The organism is Lentibacillus jeotgali, assembly GCF_000224785.1.
GTDB classification, from domain to species: domain Bacteria; phylum Bacillota; class Bacilli; order Bacillales; family Amphibacillaceae; genus Lentibacillus; species Lentibacillus jeotgali.
In genome coordinates, this window is the sequence record NZ_AGAV01000015.1 from 62,705 (window position 1) to 80,842 (window position 18,138).

Annotated in this window: 15 protein-coding genes and 1 other annotated feature; of the genes, 3 read left to right on the plus strand and 12 right to left on the minus strand. The window is 43.0% G+C overall.

What is annotated here, in order from left to right:
- Positions 1 to 165: 165 nt before the first annotated feature.
- From serS to guaB, 5 genes are all read right to left on the minus strand, one after another.
- Positions 166 to 1,443, minus strand: coding sequence for a serine--tRNA ligase (serS, locus tag ON01_RS11830; RefSeq protein WP_010531256.1), 1,278 nt, complete (start codon positions 1,441 to 1,443; stop codon positions 166 to 168).
- Between the two features lie 111 nt (positions 1,444 to 1,554).
- Positions 1,555 to 1,770 (minus strand) — a binding site (T-box leader).
- Positions 1,771 to 1,802: 32 nt separating this feature from the next.
- The gene (gene pdxT, locus ON01_RS11835; RefSeq protein WP_010531257.1) at positions 1,803 to 2,393 is read right to left on the minus strand and encodes a pyridoxal 5'-phosphate synthase glutaminase subunit PdxT; all 591 of its coding nucleotides are present in this window, start codon (positions 2,391 to 2,393) and stop codon (positions 1,803 to 1,805) included.
- A gap of 15 nt (positions 2,394 to 2,408) precedes the next feature.
- The gene (pdxS, locus tag ON01_RS11840) at positions 2,409 to 3,293 is read right to left on the minus strand and encodes a pyridoxal 5'-phosphate synthase lyase subunit PdxS (RefSeq protein WP_010531258.1); all 885 of its coding nucleotides are present in this window, start codon (positions 3,291 to 3,293) and stop codon (positions 2,409 to 2,411) included.
- 28 nt (positions 3,294 to 3,321) lie between these two features.
- On the minus strand, positions 3,322 to 4,659 hold the full coding sequence (locus ON01_RS11845) for a D-alanyl-D-alanine carboxypeptidase family protein (RefSeq protein ID WP_010531259.1): 1,338 nt from the start codon (positions 4,657 to 4,659) through the stop codon (positions 3,322 to 3,324).
- Between the two features lie 157 nt (positions 4,660 to 4,816).
- Positions 4,817 to 6,283 carry an IMP dehydrogenase gene (gene guaB, locus ON01_RS11850; RefSeq protein WP_010531260.1) on the minus strand — a complete coding sequence of 489 codons (1,467 nt, stop codon included), beginning with the start codon at positions 6,281 to 6,283 and terminating at the stop codon, positions 4,817 to 4,819.
- Positions 6,284 to 6,483: 200 nt separating this feature from the next.
- Between guaB and ON01_RS11855 the strand changes: the two genes are divergently transcribed.
- Positions 6,484 to 7,434: a YaaC family protein gene (locus ON01_RS11855; protein WP_010531261.1), complete on the plus strand. Its 951-nt coding sequence runs from the start codon at positions 6,484 to 6,486 to the stop codon at positions 7,432 to 7,434.
- Between the two features lie 129 nt (positions 7,435 to 7,563).
- Here ON01_RS11855 and gyrA read toward each other — a convergent pair whose 3' ends face one another.
- The 7 genes from gyrA to dnaA all read right to left on the minus strand — a co-directional run bounded on the left by gyrA (position 7,564) and on the right by dnaA (position 16,981).
- On the minus strand, positions 7,564 to 10,080 hold the full coding sequence (gyrA, locus tag ON01_RS11860; RefSeq protein ID WP_010531262.1) for a DNA gyrase subunit A: 2,517 nt from the start codon (positions 10,078 to 10,080) through the stop codon (positions 7,564 to 7,566).
- Between the two features lie 62 nt (positions 10,081 to 10,142).
- Positions 10,143 to 12,068 carry a DNA topoisomerase (ATP-hydrolyzing) subunit B gene (gene gyrB, locus ON01_RS11865; RefSeq protein WP_010531263.1) on the minus strand — a complete coding sequence of 642 codons (1,926 nt, stop codon included), beginning with the start codon at positions 12,066 to 12,068 and terminating at the stop codon, positions 10,143 to 10,145.
- A 102-nt stretch (positions 12,069 to 12,170) separates the two neighbouring features.
- A complete protein-coding gene (gene remB, locus ON01_RS11870) occupies positions 12,171 to 12,449 on the minus strand; it encodes an extracellular matrix regulator RemB (protein WP_010531264.1) in 279 nt (92 codons plus the stop codon).
- 15 nt (positions 12,450 to 12,464) lie between these two features.
- A complete protein-coding gene (gene recF, locus ON01_RS11875; protein WP_010531265.1) occupies positions 12,465 to 13,577 on the minus strand; it encodes a DNA replication/repair protein RecF in 1,113 nt (370 codons plus the stop codon).
- 15 nt (positions 13,578 to 13,592) lie between these two features.
- Positions 13,593 to 13,817, minus strand: coding sequence for a S4 domain-containing protein YaaA (yaaA, locus tag ON01_RS11880; RefSeq protein WP_029329103.1), 225 nt, complete (start codon positions 13,815 to 13,817; stop codon positions 13,593 to 13,595).
- Positions 13,818 to 14,271: 454 nt separating this feature from the next.
- Positions 14,272 to 15,408: a DNA polymerase III subunit beta gene (dnaN, locus tag ON01_RS11885; RefSeq protein WP_010531267.1), complete on the minus strand. Its 1,137-nt coding sequence runs from the start codon at positions 15,406 to 15,408 to the stop codon at positions 14,272 to 14,274.
- Between the two features lie 220 nt (positions 15,409 to 15,628).
- The gene (gene dnaA / locus ON01_RS11890) at positions 15,629 to 16,981 is read right to left on the minus strand and encodes a chromosomal replication initiator protein DnaA (RefSeq protein ID WP_010531268.1); all 1,353 of its coding nucleotides are present in this window, start codon (positions 16,979 to 16,981) and stop codon (positions 15,629 to 15,631) included.
- A gap of 561 nt (positions 16,982 to 17,542) precedes the next feature.
- Here dnaA and rpmH point away from each other — a divergent pair.
- Positions 17,543 to 17,677 (plus strand): 50S ribosomal protein L34, encoded by a 135-nt coding sequence (gene rpmH / locus ON01_RS11895; protein WP_010531269.1) that lies wholly within the window; start codon positions 17,543 to 17,545, stop codon positions 17,675 to 17,677.
- 66 nt (positions 17,678 to 17,743) lie between these two features.
- Positions 17,744 to 18,088 (plus strand): ribonuclease P protein component, encoded by a 345-nt coding sequence (rnpA, locus tag ON01_RS11900; RefSeq protein WP_029329104.1) that lies wholly within the window; start codon positions 17,744 to 17,746, stop codon positions 18,086 to 18,088.
- Positions 18,089 to 18,138 lie beyond the last annotated feature (50 nt).

The following is an 18,138-nucleotide window of genomic DNA, read 5'->3' on the forward strand; positions in this document are numbered from 1 at the left end:
AAGTTGTCAATTATTTTTTTAGATTTTTTGTGCTAAAGGGAGACTTTTCTTGTGTTGTCATTTAAACTGCAGCACATTTATACGTGCTCACTTGTTCCCTTAAATGTCTGATTGGTTCAACTAACATTCAGTGGGGGAAAGCGCCCCACTGAATGAAGTTTAAGTTCACCCCTTTATAACATCCTTTCCGCCCATATATGGACGAAGTGCTTCAGGTATCACAACCGATCCGTCTTCCTGCTGGTAATTTTCTAGTATGGCGGCTACTGTACGTCCGACAGCAAGACCGGATCCGTTTAATGTATGAACATATTCCGGCTTTCCATCCGCCTCTCTGCGAAAACGGATGCCGGCACGTCTCGCCTGGAAGCCCTCAAAATTCGAACACGAGGATATTTCACGGTATGTTTCCTGGCTTGGGATCCATACTTCGATATCGTATTTTTTAGCGGCTGTAAAGCCCAAATCCCCCGTGCACATACTCATGACACGATATGGCAGATTTAAACGCTTTAATACCTTTTCTGCATCACCCGTCAGTGTTTCCAAAGTATCATAAGAATCTTCAGGTTTGGTGAAATGTACCAGTTCCACCTTATTGAATTGGTGCTGACGGATCAATCCGCGTGTATCACGACCGGCAGACCCTGCCTCAGATCGGAAGTTTGCACTGTATGCTGCATATTTTTTGGGCAGATCTTCTGCATTTAGAATCTCATCGCGGTGAAAATTCGTGACTGGTACCTCAGCTGTTGGAATCAGGAAATAATCCCATTCTTCAAGTTTAAACACATCTTCAGCAAATTTAGGCAGCTGTCCGGTTCCCGTCAGGCTTCTGCGGTTAACGATTTGCGGCGGCATCATTTCCGTGTAGCCATGTTCATCCGCATGCAAATCCATCATGAAGCTGATCAGCACCCGCTCCAAACGTGTTCCAATGCCTTTATAGAACACAAAGCGGCTACCGGTAACTTTAGCAGCGCGTTCAAAATCGAGTATATCCAAATCGACTGCCACATCCCAATGTGCTTTTTCATCAAAATTAAATGCCGGCAGATCTCCCCATTTACGGACCAGCACATTATCATCTTCATCCTCGCCGATCGGCACACTCTCATGAGGGATGTTCGGGATTGAAAGCATGATCTGCTGTAACGATTCTTCAATTTCCTTCAGCTCTGCATCAAATTCCTTTATTTTTGCACCGACCTCACGCATTTCTTTAATGGCCGGTTCCGCATCTTTCTTTTTCTTTTTCAGGGCAGAAATCTGCTTCGATGCCTCATTACGCTTCGCCTTCAGCGATTCGGTTTCGGAAATTAAAGTTCTGCGTCGTTCATCAAGCTCACCAAACCGCTCGAGCTCTGATAAATCTTCCCCGCGGTGAGCGAGCTTTTCCTGTACCTCCTGAAAATTATTCCGTAAAAATTTCATATCCAGCATCGTCATTTCCTCCTTTAAATAGCAACCGAACTTTTAGTGGGCTGCCCGCAAAAATTATCTGAACCTAAAATCAGATAAAGTAACATCCAAAAAAACTCCCGCCCCTGTTAAAACAGGGACGAGAGCATCTTTCCCGCGTTGCCACCCTTATTGAAGCGCGTCCGCTTCCGGCTCAAATGTGATAACGGCGTTTAGCCGGGTTTGCCTACTAAAAACTTCAGCAAACCAGTTCAAGGATGGATTCACAGGTGCTTTCATCGGTTTTCACCGGCCACCGACTCTCTGAAGAAAGTCAATCCTGTTACTGCTTCCTGTCACGACTGTTCCATATGTTAAGCTTTATCATATCGGATTCTAAATCAAGATGCAAGTGTCTGTTTTGATTGTTCCACCATTTGGGCAAAATATTCAATCAAACGGTTGTCATCAGTCAGTTCGGGATGAAAAGCCGTACACAGATAAAGCCCCTGTCTTGCTGCAACAGTTCTGTTCTGATAAGAAGCCAGCACTTCCACATCAGATCCCGCTTCCAATATATATGGTGCACGGATAAACACGGCATTAAATGCATCCCCAGCGTATTTCACATCCAAATTCGCTTCAAAGCTTGCCACTTGACGGCCGAATGCATTCCGGGCAACCTTCATGTCCATTAATCCTAAATGTGCCTGTTCTTGACCCTCAATAGCACTCGCCAATAAAATCATACCGGCACACGTCCCGAAAATTGGCTTGCCTTGTTTTCCAAACTCTTGGATGGCATCAAAAAAGCCGTAGCTATCAATCAGTCTGCGCATTGTCGTACTTTCCCCGCCAGGCAGAATTAAACCGTCAATTTCCTCCAGCTGGTCTTTCCGTTTTATTTCTATGGCTGCCGCACCTGTTTCCTCGATTGAGCGGACATGCTCACGCACAGCACCCTGTAATGCCAGTACACCGATAGTGTTCATAACGATTCCTTCTTTCTACTCGCTGCGGTCCTGCATACGATCATGGGCTTCCAAAGTGCCCATTTCAACACCCTTCATGGCAGTGCCAAGATCTTTGGAAAGCTCGCCGATCAATTGGTAATCCGTATAATGTGTAGTAGCTTCAACAATAGCTTTTGCAAATTTTTCAGGGTGGTTCGATTTAAAGATACCAGAGCCGACGAATACACCATCTGCTCCAAGTTGCATCATCAGTGCTGCATCAGCTGGTGTTGCCACGCCGCCTGCTGCAAAATTGACGACTGGAAGACGGCCTTCCTCTTTGACTTCCATCAGCAGTTCATACGGGGCACCGATTTCTTTTGCATAGGTCATCACTTCATCTGCCGACATGGAGGTCAGTTTTCTGATTTCCGACTGAACCTGGCGCATATGACGAACAGCCTCAACGATATTTCCTGTTCCCGGCTCACCTTTTGTACGCAACATGGATGCTCCCTCACCGATACGGCGTGCTGCTTCACCAAGGTTACGGCAACCGCACACAAATGGAACGGTATAATCGGATTTTTTCAGGTGATATTCTTCATCTGCAGGTGTCAGCACTTCACTTTCATCGATATAATCAACACCCATCGCTTCCAGCACACGGGCTTCCACAATGTGGCCAATGCGTGCCTTTGCCATGACCGGAATGGATACAGCATTCATAACCTCTTCTGTAATTTCCGGACTCGCCATCCGGGCAACACCACCGGCTGCGCGGATATCAGATGGTACCCGCTCCAATGCCATAACGGCAACTGCACCTGCCTGTTCTGCTATTTTAGCCTGTTCGGCATTGACAACATCCATAATGACGCCGCCTTTTTGCATCTCTGCCATGCCGCGTTTAACGCGTTCTGTCCCTGTGTTTGCCATGTTGTTCCCCTCCTATGTGATATGCTACCTAGAACCAGCCTGTCACGGTATCGACGACTGTGTTAAAAATATTTCCAAAGAAGCCGCCAACGGCACCCAATGTCAGCATGAACCAATTGTCTTTTTCAATACCTTTTTGCGCTACCACGTCAATTGTCTGCTGATCGGCATTCGGAAAAATGTAACCATAATCATTCTCGCCATTGTAGACAACTTTAGCTGTACCGACTTTTTCTCCTTTTTCAATTGGCGCGGCAAGTTTTCCTTCTTTATTCAGCTTATCTTCATCCAATTGATAGTCGATGCTATAGTTTTCAGCCTGTTCGCCTTTAACGGGAGCACTGAATGCTTGGTCAGTTGCGACTTGTACACTATCTTCCTTCCCTTTTGAGACAGGGATATCAGATTTACCTTCCAGCTGGTATCCGGCCGGGAAGAGTTCCTGCTTCTCAAATTGGTTAAAGCCATAATCCAACAATTTTGCCGTTTCCTCAAAACGCGCTCCCTTGCTGTCTGTTTTCATGACAACGGAGATATACCGTTTACCATATTTTTTGGCAGTGCCTGTAAAGCAATAGCCTGCCATATCGGTGAAACCGGTTTTCAGTCCGTCTACTCCTTCGTAATAAAATTGCTCGAAGTTAACAGAATCATGCGGAAGCATCCAGTTCAAATTTTCCACTGTATAGCCTTCAAACTCAGTTTTCTTCTGGCTGGATATTTCCAATGCTTTCGGGTGGTCATTCACCAAGTTATAGGCCAGTAATGCCGCTGACCTGGCCGACAACCGATTGGTACCGTTCGGATCAGTTCCTTCAGGTGCGTATTCGCCAAGTGAACTATTTGCCAACCCGGTTGAGTTAACAAAGTTATATTCAGGCAGTCCCATTTCTTCTGCCTTTTCATTCATCATCTTAACAAATTCCCCCTCAGAACCTGCAACAAGTTCTGCGAGCGCAATGGTCGCACCGTTATCTGAAAAAACAGCCATTGCATTATACAACTCTTCTACCGTATAATCCTTACCCTTAGTCAAACCGATACCTGAGAAAGTCGTATTATCTGATATATCAAATGCATAGTCACTAACCTGAGTTGTCGTATCCCAGCTGATATTTTCTTCGTTGATTGCTTCCTGGACCAGGTATTCGGTCATCATTTTGGTCATACTGGCTGGAGGCAGTGCCATATCAGGTTCTTTCGCATAAATAACCTTACCTGTTTCGGCATCAACCAGTATAGCTGACTCCGCATTTATATCAAGTGTTTCCGCCGCCTGTACGGAAAACGGCTGTACAGTAAAGGTTGTCAGCAAAACCAATGCTGCAAACAATAATGACAAACTTTTCTTAATGTTGTTTTTCACTTTCTCTACCCCCGCCATATTATGAAATGGTTCATTTTTTTTATATTAATTTTCATACTTTGATATTTTACCATAAAAGAAAGAGAAAAAATAGACAGGGAAAAGCCCTATCTATTAAAAATTTAATAGGTCATGTTAAGAATGAAGTTGCACTTTATTACGAATAATTCGGTGCTTCCTTTGTAATTTGCACATCATGCGGATGGCTCTCTCTTAGTCCGGCATTCGAAATCCGGATAAACCGGGCATCGCGACGTAATGCTTCAATCGATTCCGTTCCGCAATAGCCCATACCTGCACGCAAACCGCCCATCAACTGATGGACCGTGTCAGCAAGTGGCCCTTTATAAGCTGTTCTTCCTTCAATGCCTTCCGGAACCAGTTTTTTAGAGTCTTCAGCTTCCTGAAAATAGCGATCCTTGGAGCCGGCCTTCATGGCGCCTACCGATCCCATGCCGCGATAGACTTTATACTGTCTCCCCTGGAATATTTCGGTCTCCCCGGGACTTTCCGATACACCGGCAAACATACTGCCTAGCATAACAGCATGGGCGCCGGCTGCGAGTGCCTTGACGACATCACCGGAATACTTGATACCGCCATCAGCAATGACTGGAACACCATATTCGGAAGCTGCAACGGCACAATCATAAACGGCTGTTATTTGCGGAACACCGACCCCGGCCACAACTCTGGTCGTACAAATTGAACCTGGACCGATCCCAACTTTTACTGCCGATACGCCTGACTTAATTAACTGTACTGTCGCTTCAGCAGTCGCCACATTCCCCGCTATGATATGGAGGTCCGGATATGCCTCCCGAACAGCTCGCACCTTATCGAGTACCCCTGATGAATGGCCATGTGCCGTATCGATGATAATCACATCAACGCCTGCTTCAACCAGTTTTTCAATACGTGTCATGGCATCACCGGTTACACCGACAGCCGCTCCGGCTAAAAGTCTTCCCATGGAATCTTTCGCTGCATTCGGGAATTCAATCACTTTTTCAATATCTTTTATCGTGATTAAGCCTTTGAGTATGCCATTATCATCAGTTAAAGGCAGTTTCTCAATCCGATGCTGCTGAAGCAGATATTCGGCTTCTTCAAGCGTCGTCCCAACAGGAGCAGTCACTAGGTCTTCGTTTGTCATCACTTCTTTTATTGCTGTGGAATAATCCTGGATGAATCGCAGGTCACGATTCGTCAAAATGCCAGTTAATTTCTGATCGTCAATATTATTAACAATCGGAACCCCGGAAATCCGAAATTTTCCCATTAAATGTTCAGCATCATAAACCTGATGCTCCGGGGTGAGGAAAAATGGATTTGTGATTACACCGCTTTCTGACCGTTTGACACGATCTACCTGTTCTGCCTGATCTTCAATCGACATATTTTTGTGAATAACGCCCAATCCACCTTGCCGGGCCATGGCAATTGCCATATCTGCTTCGGTGACCGTATCCATGCCCGCGCTGATCAGCGGTGCGTATAGTCTGATTTTATCGGATAGTGCTGTACTCACATCGACATCTTTTGGCAGTACCTCGGATCTGTCCGGCATCAATAAAACATCATCAAAAGTCAGTCCTTCTTTAGCGAACTTGTCGTTACGCATCTTTCATCCTCCTATCCTTAGTGGTGTATGTGAATGATTATTATGTTGTCAATTGGTGAAACTAATGCATGTACATTAGTTAAATGCAATTCTATTGTTTTATAGAATACGCCAACCGGCACGCTTTTTCAATACAATAAGCAATATGTGATAAAAGAAATTTGATTCCGAAAATTTACATAGTCAAAGGTGGACAATATATGTCGAATCATGATTTGACAGAATTCTTAACATATCTTCAGTCACAGCAAACAGCCCGTGAGTATTTATACAACTGTTATAGCCGGTTGGGTGTTGTTGATGCATCTGTAAAAAGTTTTGAGAACTGCAATAAATTCATCCATTATCTTGATCATGGCCTCCGGTTTTATGAAAATGGCAGACAAATGGAAACCCTCATGCAACCGATACTGTTTTTTTATGGCATGGTCCATTTACTAAAAGCAGCTCTCTTAACAACAAGACCGGATTATCCCGAATCAACAGCAATACTGGCACATGGCGTATCAAGCCGAAAGCGCAAGAAGCGACATTATACATTTCTGGATGATGAAGTCAAAATCCAGCAAAACGGATTATTTCCCTATTTCTCTGAACACTTTTTTTCGATCAGAAGATCTCCATTTGAAAAAATAAAAATGGAGCAGCTGTTTTCGTTGATTCCTGAAATGTCGCCACTATTTAAATTGCATCAAACAGACAAGATGATAAAAATCGGGAATGTCGAAACAGCCTGCTTACAATTTCCGACCTTGTTATTGGATAACTTTCATTTAACAGCCAACACGTTTATCAAGCGTATCAAACCCTATTTGCCGCCAATCAAACACACGGAAACAAAAACTGACTTTCTTCGGGTTAATTTAGCAGCACCGTTCAGCCCGGCAAGCGCAAGTCCCTTTTTCACGGATATGCAAAACAGGATCATTTATTTTCCGCTGCATCGCGATCAGTTTTTGCCGACTGCAGAAATCATGATTCATTATTTGCTTCTTTATAATTTAAGCATGCTGTGCCGATATGAACCCGAATGGTGGGGAGAACTCCTGACCTCAAGGCCCGATGCGGACTATCCATTTATTAAACATTTCCTCTCAATAACGGCCGAAAAAATGCCGAAAGCACTGGGAGAACGTTTGCCCAGCATATAATGGGCAGTAAGCTACTGCCTCCCGGATATACAGAGAGGTTTAAGTGGCGGCTCAACTATCAAAAAAGTGACCCATAACGGATTGAGAAATAATCCATTGTGGGTCACTTGTTGAATCAGCTTGTCAGGATCACAATTCCTCATTCTTCTGATCGTCTGCTGACTCTGAATCCGTTACAGTATTATCTTCTTCTCCGGCATCTACTTCCGGTTCTTCTTCCTCTTTTTCCACCTTTGCAACAGTTGCGACCTCTTCATCTTCGTTCAGGCGAATCAATTTGACGCCTTGTGCATTTCGTCCGGTCTGGGAAATCCCTTCAACCGGAATACGAATCAGCACACCGGCAGCGGTAATGAGCATGATATCTTCTTCACCTGTAACGGCTTTAACCGCTACAACATGGTTGTCATCCGACAATTTACAAGTGAAAATACCTTTACCACCGCGATTTGTCCTGCGGTACTGATCTTCAGGAGTGCGTTTTCCGATACCTTTGTTGGTCACATGGAGTACTTGCAGGCCTTTATCTAGAATCTCCATGGAGACCACTTCATCATCATCCCGCAGTGATATACCGCGTACACCTGCTGCATTTCTGCCCATTGACCGAACCTGGTCTTCCGGAAAGCGGATCAGGTACCCATTTTTGGTTCCCATCATAATGTCTTTCGCTCCGTCTGTCAGCCTGACCGAAATCAGCTCATCTTCTTCACGCAGTCCAACGGCAATCAGCCCGCCTTTGCGTATATTGGCAAATTGCGATAATTTCGTTCGTTTGGATAATCCGTGTCTTGTTGTAAAGAAAAGGTAGTAGTCCTCACTATATTCGGAAACCGAGATGACCGCATTAATCCATTCACCTTTTTCAATCTGCAGCAGATTAATAATCGGTATGCCTTTTGCAGTCCGGCTGAATTCGGGAACTTCATAACCTTTGGCACGGTAGACCTTCCCTTTATTCGTAAAGAAAAGAATGGTGTCATGGGTGGAAGTGGAAACCAAATGTTCAACAAAATCATCATCATTAGTTCCCATGCCTTGGATTCCGCGGCCGCCGCGTTTTTGTGACCGGTACGTGGATGCTGGCAGACGCTTGACATATCCCTGATGGGTAAGCGTAATGACCACATTTTCCTCAGGGATCAGATCTTCATCCTCAATAAAATCTGCTCCACCGGCCACGATTTCCGTCCGGCGGGGATCGTTATATTTCTCTTTTATCTCCGCCAGTTCTTCCCGGATTATTTCCAGAACTTTTTCTTCATCGGCCAAAATGGCTTTCAGTTCATCAATCTGCTTAAGAAGCTCGTTGTATTCATTAACGATTTTTTCACGTTCTAGGCCTGTCAGGCGTTGCAAACGCATATCCAGAATTGCCTGGGCTTGCTTCTCACTCAGACCGTAATTCTCCATCAGGCCGTCACGGGCGATATCCGTTGTCTTTGAGTTGCGGATTAGCGAAATGACCTCGTCCAGGTGATCCAGTGCCACGCGCAAACCTTCCAGAATATGAGCGCGTGCTTCAGCCTTCCGCAATTCAAATGCAGTTCGGCGTTTAACAATTTCTTTCTGATGTTCCAGATAGTACTCAAGGCACTGCTTAATGGTTAATACTCTCGGCCGTCCATCAACTAGTGCCAGCGTGTTAATGCCAAACGTCGTCTGTAAAGCCGTGTATTTATATAAATTATTCAACACAATGTTAGGATTGGCATCACGGCGGAGTTCAATGACAACACGTAAGCCATTCCGGTCTGATTCATCACGCAAGTCTGTAATGCCATCAATCCGTTTATCACGCACAAGCTCGGCAATTTTTTCAATTAACCTCGCTTTATTGACCTGATAAGGCAATTCGGTTGCAATAATCGTTGATTTGCCATTTGGCTGTTCATCAATATGTACCTTTGCCCGTATGGTCACAGAACCTTTCCCTGTTTCAAACGCTTTGCGGATGCCGCTTCGGCCAAGTATTTCACCTGCTGTCGGAAAGTCAGGGCCATAGATATAGTTTTCCATCAACTCATTAATCGTGATTTCAGGATCCTTACTGACTGCCAATACCGCATCAATCGTTTCACCAAGGTTGTGAGGCGGAATGTTGGTCGCCATGCCTACAGCAATCCCAGCTGCACCATTAACAAGCAGATTCGGAAAACGTGCCGGAAAAACAACCGGCTCCCGTTCCGTTCCGTCATAGTTATCCGTATAATCAATGGTATCCTTGTTGATGTCACGCAATAATTCCATCGAAATTTTAGACATGCGTGCTTCTGTATAACGCATAGCTGCTGCCGAGTCTCCGTCAACTGAACCGAAATTGCCGTGACCGTCCACAAGCATATAGCGGTAGCTGAAATCCTGTGCCATGCGCACCATTGATTCATAGACAGCAGAATCCCCGTGCGGATGGTATTTACCGATCACTTCACCGACAATACGGGCAGATTTTTTATACGCTTTGTCTGCATGCATCCCAAGATCATTCATGGCATATAAAATTCTGCGATGGACAGGTTTCATGCCATCACGCACATCGGGAAGTGCCCGTGATACGATGACACTCATGGCATAATCAAGAAAAGATGTGCGCATTTCCTGATTGAGATTAATTTCCTGAACGTTCGGACGTTGTTCATCCGCCATTTACAAATACCTCCAAATCTTCCTTCGTGAGACTCCAGTCTATTTTCCTTTAGAATGATTCTCTAAATATCCAGGTTTTGGACATATTGAGCATTTTCTTCGATGAAATTCCGGCGTGGTTCCACTTTGTCACCCATCAGCATATCAAAGATATTATCAGCATCCATGGCATCGGAAAGGCCGACCTGAAGCAATGTGCGCGTTTCCGGATCCATGGTTGTTTCCCAAAGCTGTTCCGCATTCATTTCTCCAAGACCTTTATAGCGCTGCAGTCCTGGCTTCGGTGATTTCGGAAGTTCGTTCAGAATACGTTCCATCTCTTTGTCATCGTAGGCGTAATGGGCAGCCTTTCCCTGTTGGATTTTATACAATGGCGGCTGGGCAATATAAACATAGCCGTGTTCGATTAATGGACGCATATAGCGATAGAAAAAGGTTAACAATAATGTCCGGATATGCGCACCATCAACATCGGCGTCTGTCATGATAACAATTTTATGATAACGAGCCTTGGTAATATCAAAGTCTTCGCCGATCCCCGTTCCCAATGCCGTAATCATGGCTCGGACTTCCTTATTGGATAAGATTTTATCGAGACGTGCCTTTTCAACATTCAATATTTTACCGCGTAATGGCAGGATCGCCTGGAAGTGCCGGTCCCGGCCTTGCTTGGCTGAACCGCCGGCAGAGTCACCCTCAACAATATACAGTTCACCAATGCTTGCATCCCTCGATGAGCAATCGGCAAGTTTGCCAGGCAGGTTAGATACTTCAAGAGCGCTTTTTCGCCTCGTCAATTCACGGGCCTTTTTCGCTGCAAGGCGTGCACGTGATGCCATTAACCCTTTTTCAACAACAAGTTTTGCCACATCGGGATTTTCAAACAGGAATTTCGAAAAAGCTTCACTGAATGCCGAATCCGTTACCTTTTTCACTTCACTGTTGCCAAGCTTGGTCTTTGTCTGACCTTCAAACTGCGGATCGGGATGTTTAATGGAAACGATGGCTGTCAGACCTTCGCGGACATCATCACCGCTTAAATTCGGATCATTTTCTTTAAACATGCTATTTTTGCGTGCGTAATCATTAATTGCCCGTGTCAGGCCGGACTTGAAACCTGATTCGTGGGATCCGCCTTCATACGTGTGAATGTTGTTGGCAAACGAGTAAATATTGCTTGCAAAGCCATCGTTATATTGAATCGCCACTTCAACCATAATCTGGTCATCTTCAGTTTCTGAATAAAACGGCTCATGAAGCACTTCGCGGTTGCGGTTAATATATTTGACGTATGAACTGATGCCGCCTTCGTAATGATACTCAACCGGCTCTTGGTCAGTCCGCTTGTCCTCAAGCGAGATGGTAATCCCTTTATTCAGAAAAGCGAGCTCACGTACACGCTGTTCAAGCAACTCAAAGTTAAATTCCGTTGATTCGACAAAGATTTCCGGATCTGGTTTAAATTGCGTTTTGGTCCCTGTAATATCTGTTTCACCGATTGTTTCGATCTTTCCCTGGGGCACGCCTTTTTGGAAGCCAAGATAGTAAATGTTTCCATCACGGTGGACATAAACGTCAAGACTGCTTGACAGGGCGTTTACGACAGATGCCCCGACACCATGCAGCCCGCCGGACACTTTATAACTGTCATTACTGAACTTACCGCCGGCATGCAAGACTGTCATAATGACTTCAAGTGCGGGTTTGCCGGTCTTCTTCTGAATGTCAACCGGAATACCGCGCCCGTTATCAATCACCGTAATACTATTATCTTTTTCAATAACGAGCTGTATTTTGTCACAGAAACCGGCAAGTGCCTCGTCAATACTATTATCGACGATTTCCCATACGAGATGATGCAACCCTCTTTCACTGGTCGTGCCAATATACATTCCGGGTCTTTTCCGTACTGCTTCCAATCCTTCCAGCACTTGAATCTGATCAGCACCATAAGCTTGTTCATTTGAAATTTTTCTTTCTGCTGACATCTTTTCACCTACGTTTCCTGGAAAAACTTCTTTCTCGGCTCACTCAGACAGCGAGTACCAAAGTTTTCGCATACTTTAAATCCATGAAGTGATCTTCATGACTTACTCAATCTCATCTGAATAGTCATCCAGTTTGCTGATTGTTGACATCATACTGGCCCGTTTTTTCAGCGTTGAGACAGATAACGAGCTGTAATAAATATTCTCTCTCGTAACAACAACTGACTTTATCTCGTCAGTTGGACCAAAAAGTGTATGCTGTTTTGTGGCATTTTCCACCATCTTCTCCATTATCCCCGAAGATGTGACAACACTGTGATCAATAATGGAGATAACATCTTTCGACTGGATTACATTATCATTGCCAATATGAATAAACATCGAATTCCTCCACAATCATGTCTCAACAGTACCATCCTCAACACGAAACAATTGTGCTTCCTGCAATGTTTCATGATTGATCCCGTTAACATTTGTTGTCGATACAAAGGTTTGAACTTTGCCTTTGATTGTATTTAACAAGTGAGATTGCCTGTGGTCATCCAATTCACTTAATACATCATCAAGCAGTAAAACCGGGTATTCGCCGACTTCATTGCAGATAAGCTCGATTTCGGCCAGTTTCACCGATAATGCTGCTGTCCGCTGCTGCCCCTGTGATCCATACGTCTGGACATCTTTGTCATTGACATAAAAAACGATATCGTCCCGGTGCGGCCCGATCAACGTCGTACCGCGTTCTATTTCTTTTCTCTTTAGTTCATGGAATTTATTGGTATAGATACTTTCTATCTTTTCCTTATTTGCTGATTCTGATACTACTATCGTTGGCATATAGCTGATTTCAAGCTTTTCAGTGCCATGGCTGATCGAATGATGAACAGGGCTGGTCCATTTCCGAAGCAAATCAAGGAAAATAAATCGGCGTTCCAATAATAAGGCTGCATGCTGAATGAATTGATCCGTCAATACATCCAGCATTGTTTCATCCTGTATTTCCCGGCGCTGCAGCTGCTTTAATAAGTGATTCCGTTGTTTTAATATTTTCTGATACTGTCCAAGATGATAAATATATGTTGGCTGAATTTGCCCAAGCTCCATATCGATAAACCGTCTTCTTGTCTGCGGTGGCCCCTTAACGAGTGATAAATGCTCAGGTGCAAACATGACGACGTTAAATGCACCAATATAGTCGCTTAATTTCCGTTGCTCGATGTGGTTTAATTTTGCCTTTTTCCCTTTTGTCGACAGAACGATTTCAAGGGGGATTGTCTGGTTCCGCTTGGTGACCCTGCTTTCTATTTTAGCATACTCCTGCTCCCATTTGATAAGTTCCTTTTCTCTTGGTGTGCGGTGTGATTTTGAAAAGGCAAGCACATATATTGCCTCCATCAGGTTGGTTTTACCCTGGGCATTTTCACCAATAATCACATTTATCTTATTGTTAAAGGAAATATCCAGTTTTTCATAATTCCGATAGTTTTTTAGTTGCAATTGCTCAATGTTCATGCAAATTCCCCGTGATTAATCCCGTGTGACAACGTAAGATCCAATACCTTCCATTTCAATCACGTCACCCGGATAAACTTTTCTTCCTCTGCGGTGTTCGGGTTCGCTGTTAACAAGGACCCCCTCGTCTTGCAAAAAGGCTTTTACCATACCACCGGAATCCAGTACATTCAGTAACTTAATAAATTGTCCGAGCTGGATATAATCCGTCTCAATTTGTATTTTTTCAGGTTCATGCATGCTGATCACCAGACTTTTCACTTATTGATTGACGTTTATTGTACTTCTTATCTATTTTACTAAAGATTCGGTGCTATGGAAAGGAAAGATGCTCTAATTATTATAAAATCGGCGGAAGGCAGCAGATTTCCGGAGAATGAAAGGAGAAGAGGTCGGGACAAAAGTATCTTTTTCAAACAAAAATCCGAACAACTAGAATAAATGGTTAGTGCAAATAATCCGCTCCGGAAATATACTCCGCTTTCCGCGGTCGGCTGGTGAGCCTCCTCGTGCTTCGCACTGCGGGGTCTCACCTATGCCTCTGCTCCCGCAGGAGTCTACGTATATTTCCTTCGCTAAATCGTAGTATTGTTCGTCTTTAGAGTTGATAAAATTAGTTATGTCCCAACCTCATTTTCATTGGCAACTAGGCTTTCGCCATATAAAAGCTTGGCGATAAGCCAAATTTTCTAACTTAATAAGTCCTCACTGGTAGTATCAGTTGTAAAATCGAATCATCATCGACAGGTCGAATAATGAACGGACGCATGGCGCCGGTAAATTTAATGAGAACCTCATCACTCTCAATGGCTTTCAGGGCATCCAGCATATATTTTGAACTAAATGAGATTTTTAGATCTTCGCCTTCAAGTGATTCCACGGTGATCTCCTCGGCAACTTGACCGACTTCGGGTGAATTGCTGGTAATCTGTAAAATCTGACTATCCTGGGTAGTCAATTTGACGACATTATTCCGCTCTTCTCTGGCAAGTAAGGACGCCCGGTCAATGGTATTAATTAATTCTTTTGTTTTAATATGAAGCGTTGTCTGGCTCTGATCCGGAATTAGCCGGGATGTTTCCGGATAATTGCCGTCGAGTAATCTCGACAGAAAATTTAAATGTTTAGTGCGAAACATGATTTGATTATTTGTGACACTGATTTCGACTTTTTCGCCTTTATCATCCAGAATTTTATTCAGTTCATTCAAACTTTTTCCCGGCACGACAATATTTGGCATATTTAATGTGACGCCCTCCAGCGGGATGCTGCGCAATGCGAGCCGGTGACTGTCTGTAGCAGTAAAATACAACGTGTCATTATCAACTTTGATATTGACACCGGTTAGAATAGGTCTGGTTTCCATTGCTGACACAGCAAAAACGGTTTGTCTAATTAAGTTTCTCAGCAGGTCTGACTGGATTTCAAAACTGTTTTCCGTCTGCAGAACAGGGAGCTGTGGATATTCGCTGGCATCTTGTCCATTCAGGTTAAACTTAGCCTTGCCTGATTGAATAGTCACATTAAAACTTTCATCAGCTTCGATTTCAACAGTATTTTCTGGAAGTTTCCGGACAATATCCGGAAAATAACGTGCCTGCAGTACGACACTGCCAGCTTCAATCTGTTCAGCATTAACCATGCCGTCTTCTTCTGCAGGAATGAATGATTCGATTGAAATATCCGAATCACTTCCGGTTAACGTAATGCCATTTGCTGTTGCGTCTATTTTCATCCCAGTCAAAATAGGAATTGCCGTTCTGGATGAGATTGCTTTCATGACATTCTGGACACTTGAAATTAACTGTTGACGCTGAACGATAAATTTCATGAACTTTATTCTCCTTTTGGATGCATATATTAATTATTTTTTTATAAAAATATAGTAATAATAGTAATAATGTCTGTGATTATGTGGATATCTATAGAAACCCTGCCTATTAAGAGTTATTCACATGTGGATAGAATGTTTATAAGTGTGCAATTATTATTCACATAATTAACAGGTTTATAACTTAAAGAGGTTGTTATCCTCCTTTTTGAACACACACTTAGAATGATTTCATTTGTTCTTTTAATTCTTCGATGTCGCGGCTCAACAGTGTATCGTTTTCCATCATTTTCACGATTTTTTCATGGGCATGAATGACGGTTGTATGGTCCCTTCCGCCAAATTCCTCACCAATTTTAGGCAATGAAAAATCAGTCAGTTCACGCGATAGATACATCGCAATTTGTCGAGGGAACGCGATTGACTTTGTCCGTTTTTTCGCCGCAAAATCTTCCAATTTGACATTATATTTTTCACCGACGGCTTGCTGAATACCTTGAATGGTAATCGTGCGCGGTTTATTGCTTGGAATAATATCTTTCAGCGCATCTGCTGCAAGTGATGCATCAATATCCTGATTAACAAGGGAAGAATAGGCGACTACCCGGATCAATGCACCTTCCAGTTCACGAATGTTCGTATCGATCTGATTGGCGATATAAAGCATCACTTCATTTGGAATATCGAGACCGTCTGCTTTTGCTTTTTTTGACAAAATTGCAATCCGTGTTTCCAGATCTGGTGGGGTAATATCTGTAATCAGTCCCCACTCAAATCTCGAACGCAGCCGGTCTTCAAGCGTCGGAATTTCCTTAGGCGGCCGATCACTCGAAATGATGATTTGTTTATTTTCCTCATGAAGTGCGTTAAATGTATGGAAAAATTCTTCCTGTGTTGATTCTTTTCCAGCGATAAATTGAATATCATCGATTAATAGAATGTCAATATTGCGATACTTGTTCCGGAATTGAGTTGCCTTATTATCCATAATGGCATTGATGAATTCATTCGTAAATTTTTCAGATGTTATATAAACAACGTTTGCTTCCGGATTGTGATCCCGGACATAATGCCCGATGGCGTGCATCAAGTGTGTTTTGCCGAGACCGACACCACCATAAATGAATAACGGATTGTAGGCTTTGGCAGGGGCCTCAGCCACGGCAAGGGATGCAGCGTGCGCAAAGCGATTACCGGATCCGATTACGAAGGTGTCAAATGTATATTTGGAATTCAGCATCGTTTTTGTATGATTTGGTCCGCCATTATTATTGTCAATTGGAACTTTTTTGGGAGCAGGATCCACGTCATCAACTGAATCATTTGAATCCGGAACAATAAAGCGTGTTGCTAAACGTGCACCTGTTATTTCCAGCAGTATTTCATCTATTAATTTAGTATAGCGGCCTTCAAGCCAGTCGCGTGCAAATTCGTTAGGTGCCAGAACAATTAATGTATCCTCTTTTAATGATTGGGCTTTTGTATTTTTTAGCCAAGTATCAAAACTTGGTTTGCTAATCTTATCCTCAATCTTCTCAAGCGTCGCATTCCATAATTCATCGATGTTTTCCAACTCACCTCACCCCTTTCAATCTTGATAGATGATAGAAAAACCCTTTCGCGGTTCATATCCTGACAGGAAAGACGGAAAGGTTTTCTGTTAAAAATGTGTGCGTATTTTGTTGTGGATGTTTAAGTATGGTCACTGCAACATAATTTAAGAGTTATGTACGTTATCCACACTTTTGTTGATAGTTTGATAAACAGAGGTGTGTATATATATCCACACAATATCCACAAACTGTGGAAAAGTGAAATATGAAATGATTTTTTACACATGTTAAAACACAATTATAATACCAAAAAAAAGTGCATCATGCAACGCTTTTTCGACACTTATCCACAAAGTCCATCGGTTGTAGACAATATTTATCCACACTACTATATTTTGTTGGTAAATTGTCGATACGTGTTGTGAATAAAAATTCACGGCTAAAATAAATATCACAAAGATCTGTGGATAAAATTTAAACAATGAAACGTTGACAGGTAGAATTGTTTTTCATTATAATGTGTAAGACTGCCTTTAAAATTGTAGTGTTATGTTTGAATTCCTCAGGGAGGTGTATGATAAATGAAGAGAACATTTCAACCAAATAACCGTAAGCGGAAGAAAGTACACGGTTTCCGTAAGCGGATGAGTACAAAAGACGGACGTCAGGTATTGAAGCGCCGTCGTCGTAAAGGAAGAAAAGTATTGTCTGCATAGACCACTGACATTATCAGTGGTCTTTTTTCCACTATAGTGGGAAAGATGAATGATGAAGGTGATCGGATGAAAAAAATATACCGGATTAAAGATAATAAAGAATTCCAGCATGTGTTTAAACATGGAAAGTCATTTGCAAATCGGCAGCTTGTTGTATATTATTTAGAAAAACCAGGACAGAACCATTTCCGCATTGGGTTGTCTGTCGGTAAAAAAATAGGCAATGCTGTTATGAGGAATCGTATCAAACGATATCTGCGTCAGGCATTTCTTGAGCTGGAAGACTATGTCAGTCCGACAAAAGATGTCATTATCATTGCACGACACCCTACAAGGCAGATGAATTTTCATCAGGTGAAAAAAAGTTTGATTCATTTACTGACGAAAGAAAAATTGATGTTAAAAAAATAATCGCCTTTTTTGATTATATATGGAATCTCCTATTGTTTTAATGGTAAAAT

Excerpts from the sequence above, each read along its gene's own strand:
- serS (WP_010531256.1), bottom strand. The coding sequence starts at position 1,443 with ATGCTGGATATGAAATTTTTACGGAATAATTTTCAGGAGGTACAGGAA.
- pdxT (WP_010531257.1), bottom strand. The coding sequence starts at position 2,393 with ATGAACACTATCGGTGTACTGGCATTACAGGGTGCTGTGCGTGAGCAT.
- pdxS (WP_010531258.1), bottom strand. The coding sequence starts at position 3,293 with ATGGCAAACACAGGGACAGAACGCGTTAAACGCGGCATGGCAGAGATG.
- guaB (WP_010531260.1), bottom strand. The coding sequence starts at position 6,283 with ATGCGTAACGACAAGTTCGCTAAAGAAGGACTGACTTTTGATGATGTT.
- ON01_RS11855 (WP_010531261.1), top strand. The coding sequence starts at position 6,484 with ATGTCGAATCATGATTTGACAGAATTCTTAACATATCTTCAGTCACAG.
- gyrA (WP_010531262.1), bottom strand. The coding sequence starts at position 10,080 with ATGGCGGATGAACAACGTCCGAACGTTCAGGAAATTAATCTCAATCAG.
- gyrB (WP_010531263.1), bottom strand. The coding sequence starts at position 12,068 with ATGTCAGCAGAAAGAAAAATTTCAAATGAACAAGCTTATGGTGCTGAT.
- remB (WP_010531264.1), bottom strand. The coding sequence starts at position 12,449 with ATGTTTATTCATATTGGCAATGATAATGTAATCCAGTCGAAAGATGTT.
- recF (WP_010531265.1), bottom strand. The coding sequence starts at position 13,577 with ATGAACATTGAGCAATTGCAACTAAAAAACTATCGGAATTATGAAAAA.
- yaaA (WP_029329103.1), bottom strand. The coding sequence starts at position 13,817 with ATGCATGAACCTGAAAAAATACAAATTGAGACGGATTATATCCAGCTC.
- dnaN (WP_010531267.1), bottom strand. The coding sequence starts at position 15,408 with ATGAAATTTATCGTTCAGCGTCAACAGTTAATTTCAAGTGTCCAGAAT.
- rpmH (WP_010531269.1), top strand. The coding sequence starts at position 17,543 with ATGAAGAGAACATTTCAACCAAATAACCGTAAGCGGAAGAAAGTACAC.
- rnpA (WP_029329104.1), top strand. The coding sequence starts at position 17,744 with ATGAAAAAAATATACCGGATTAAAGATAATAAAGAATTCCAGCATGTG.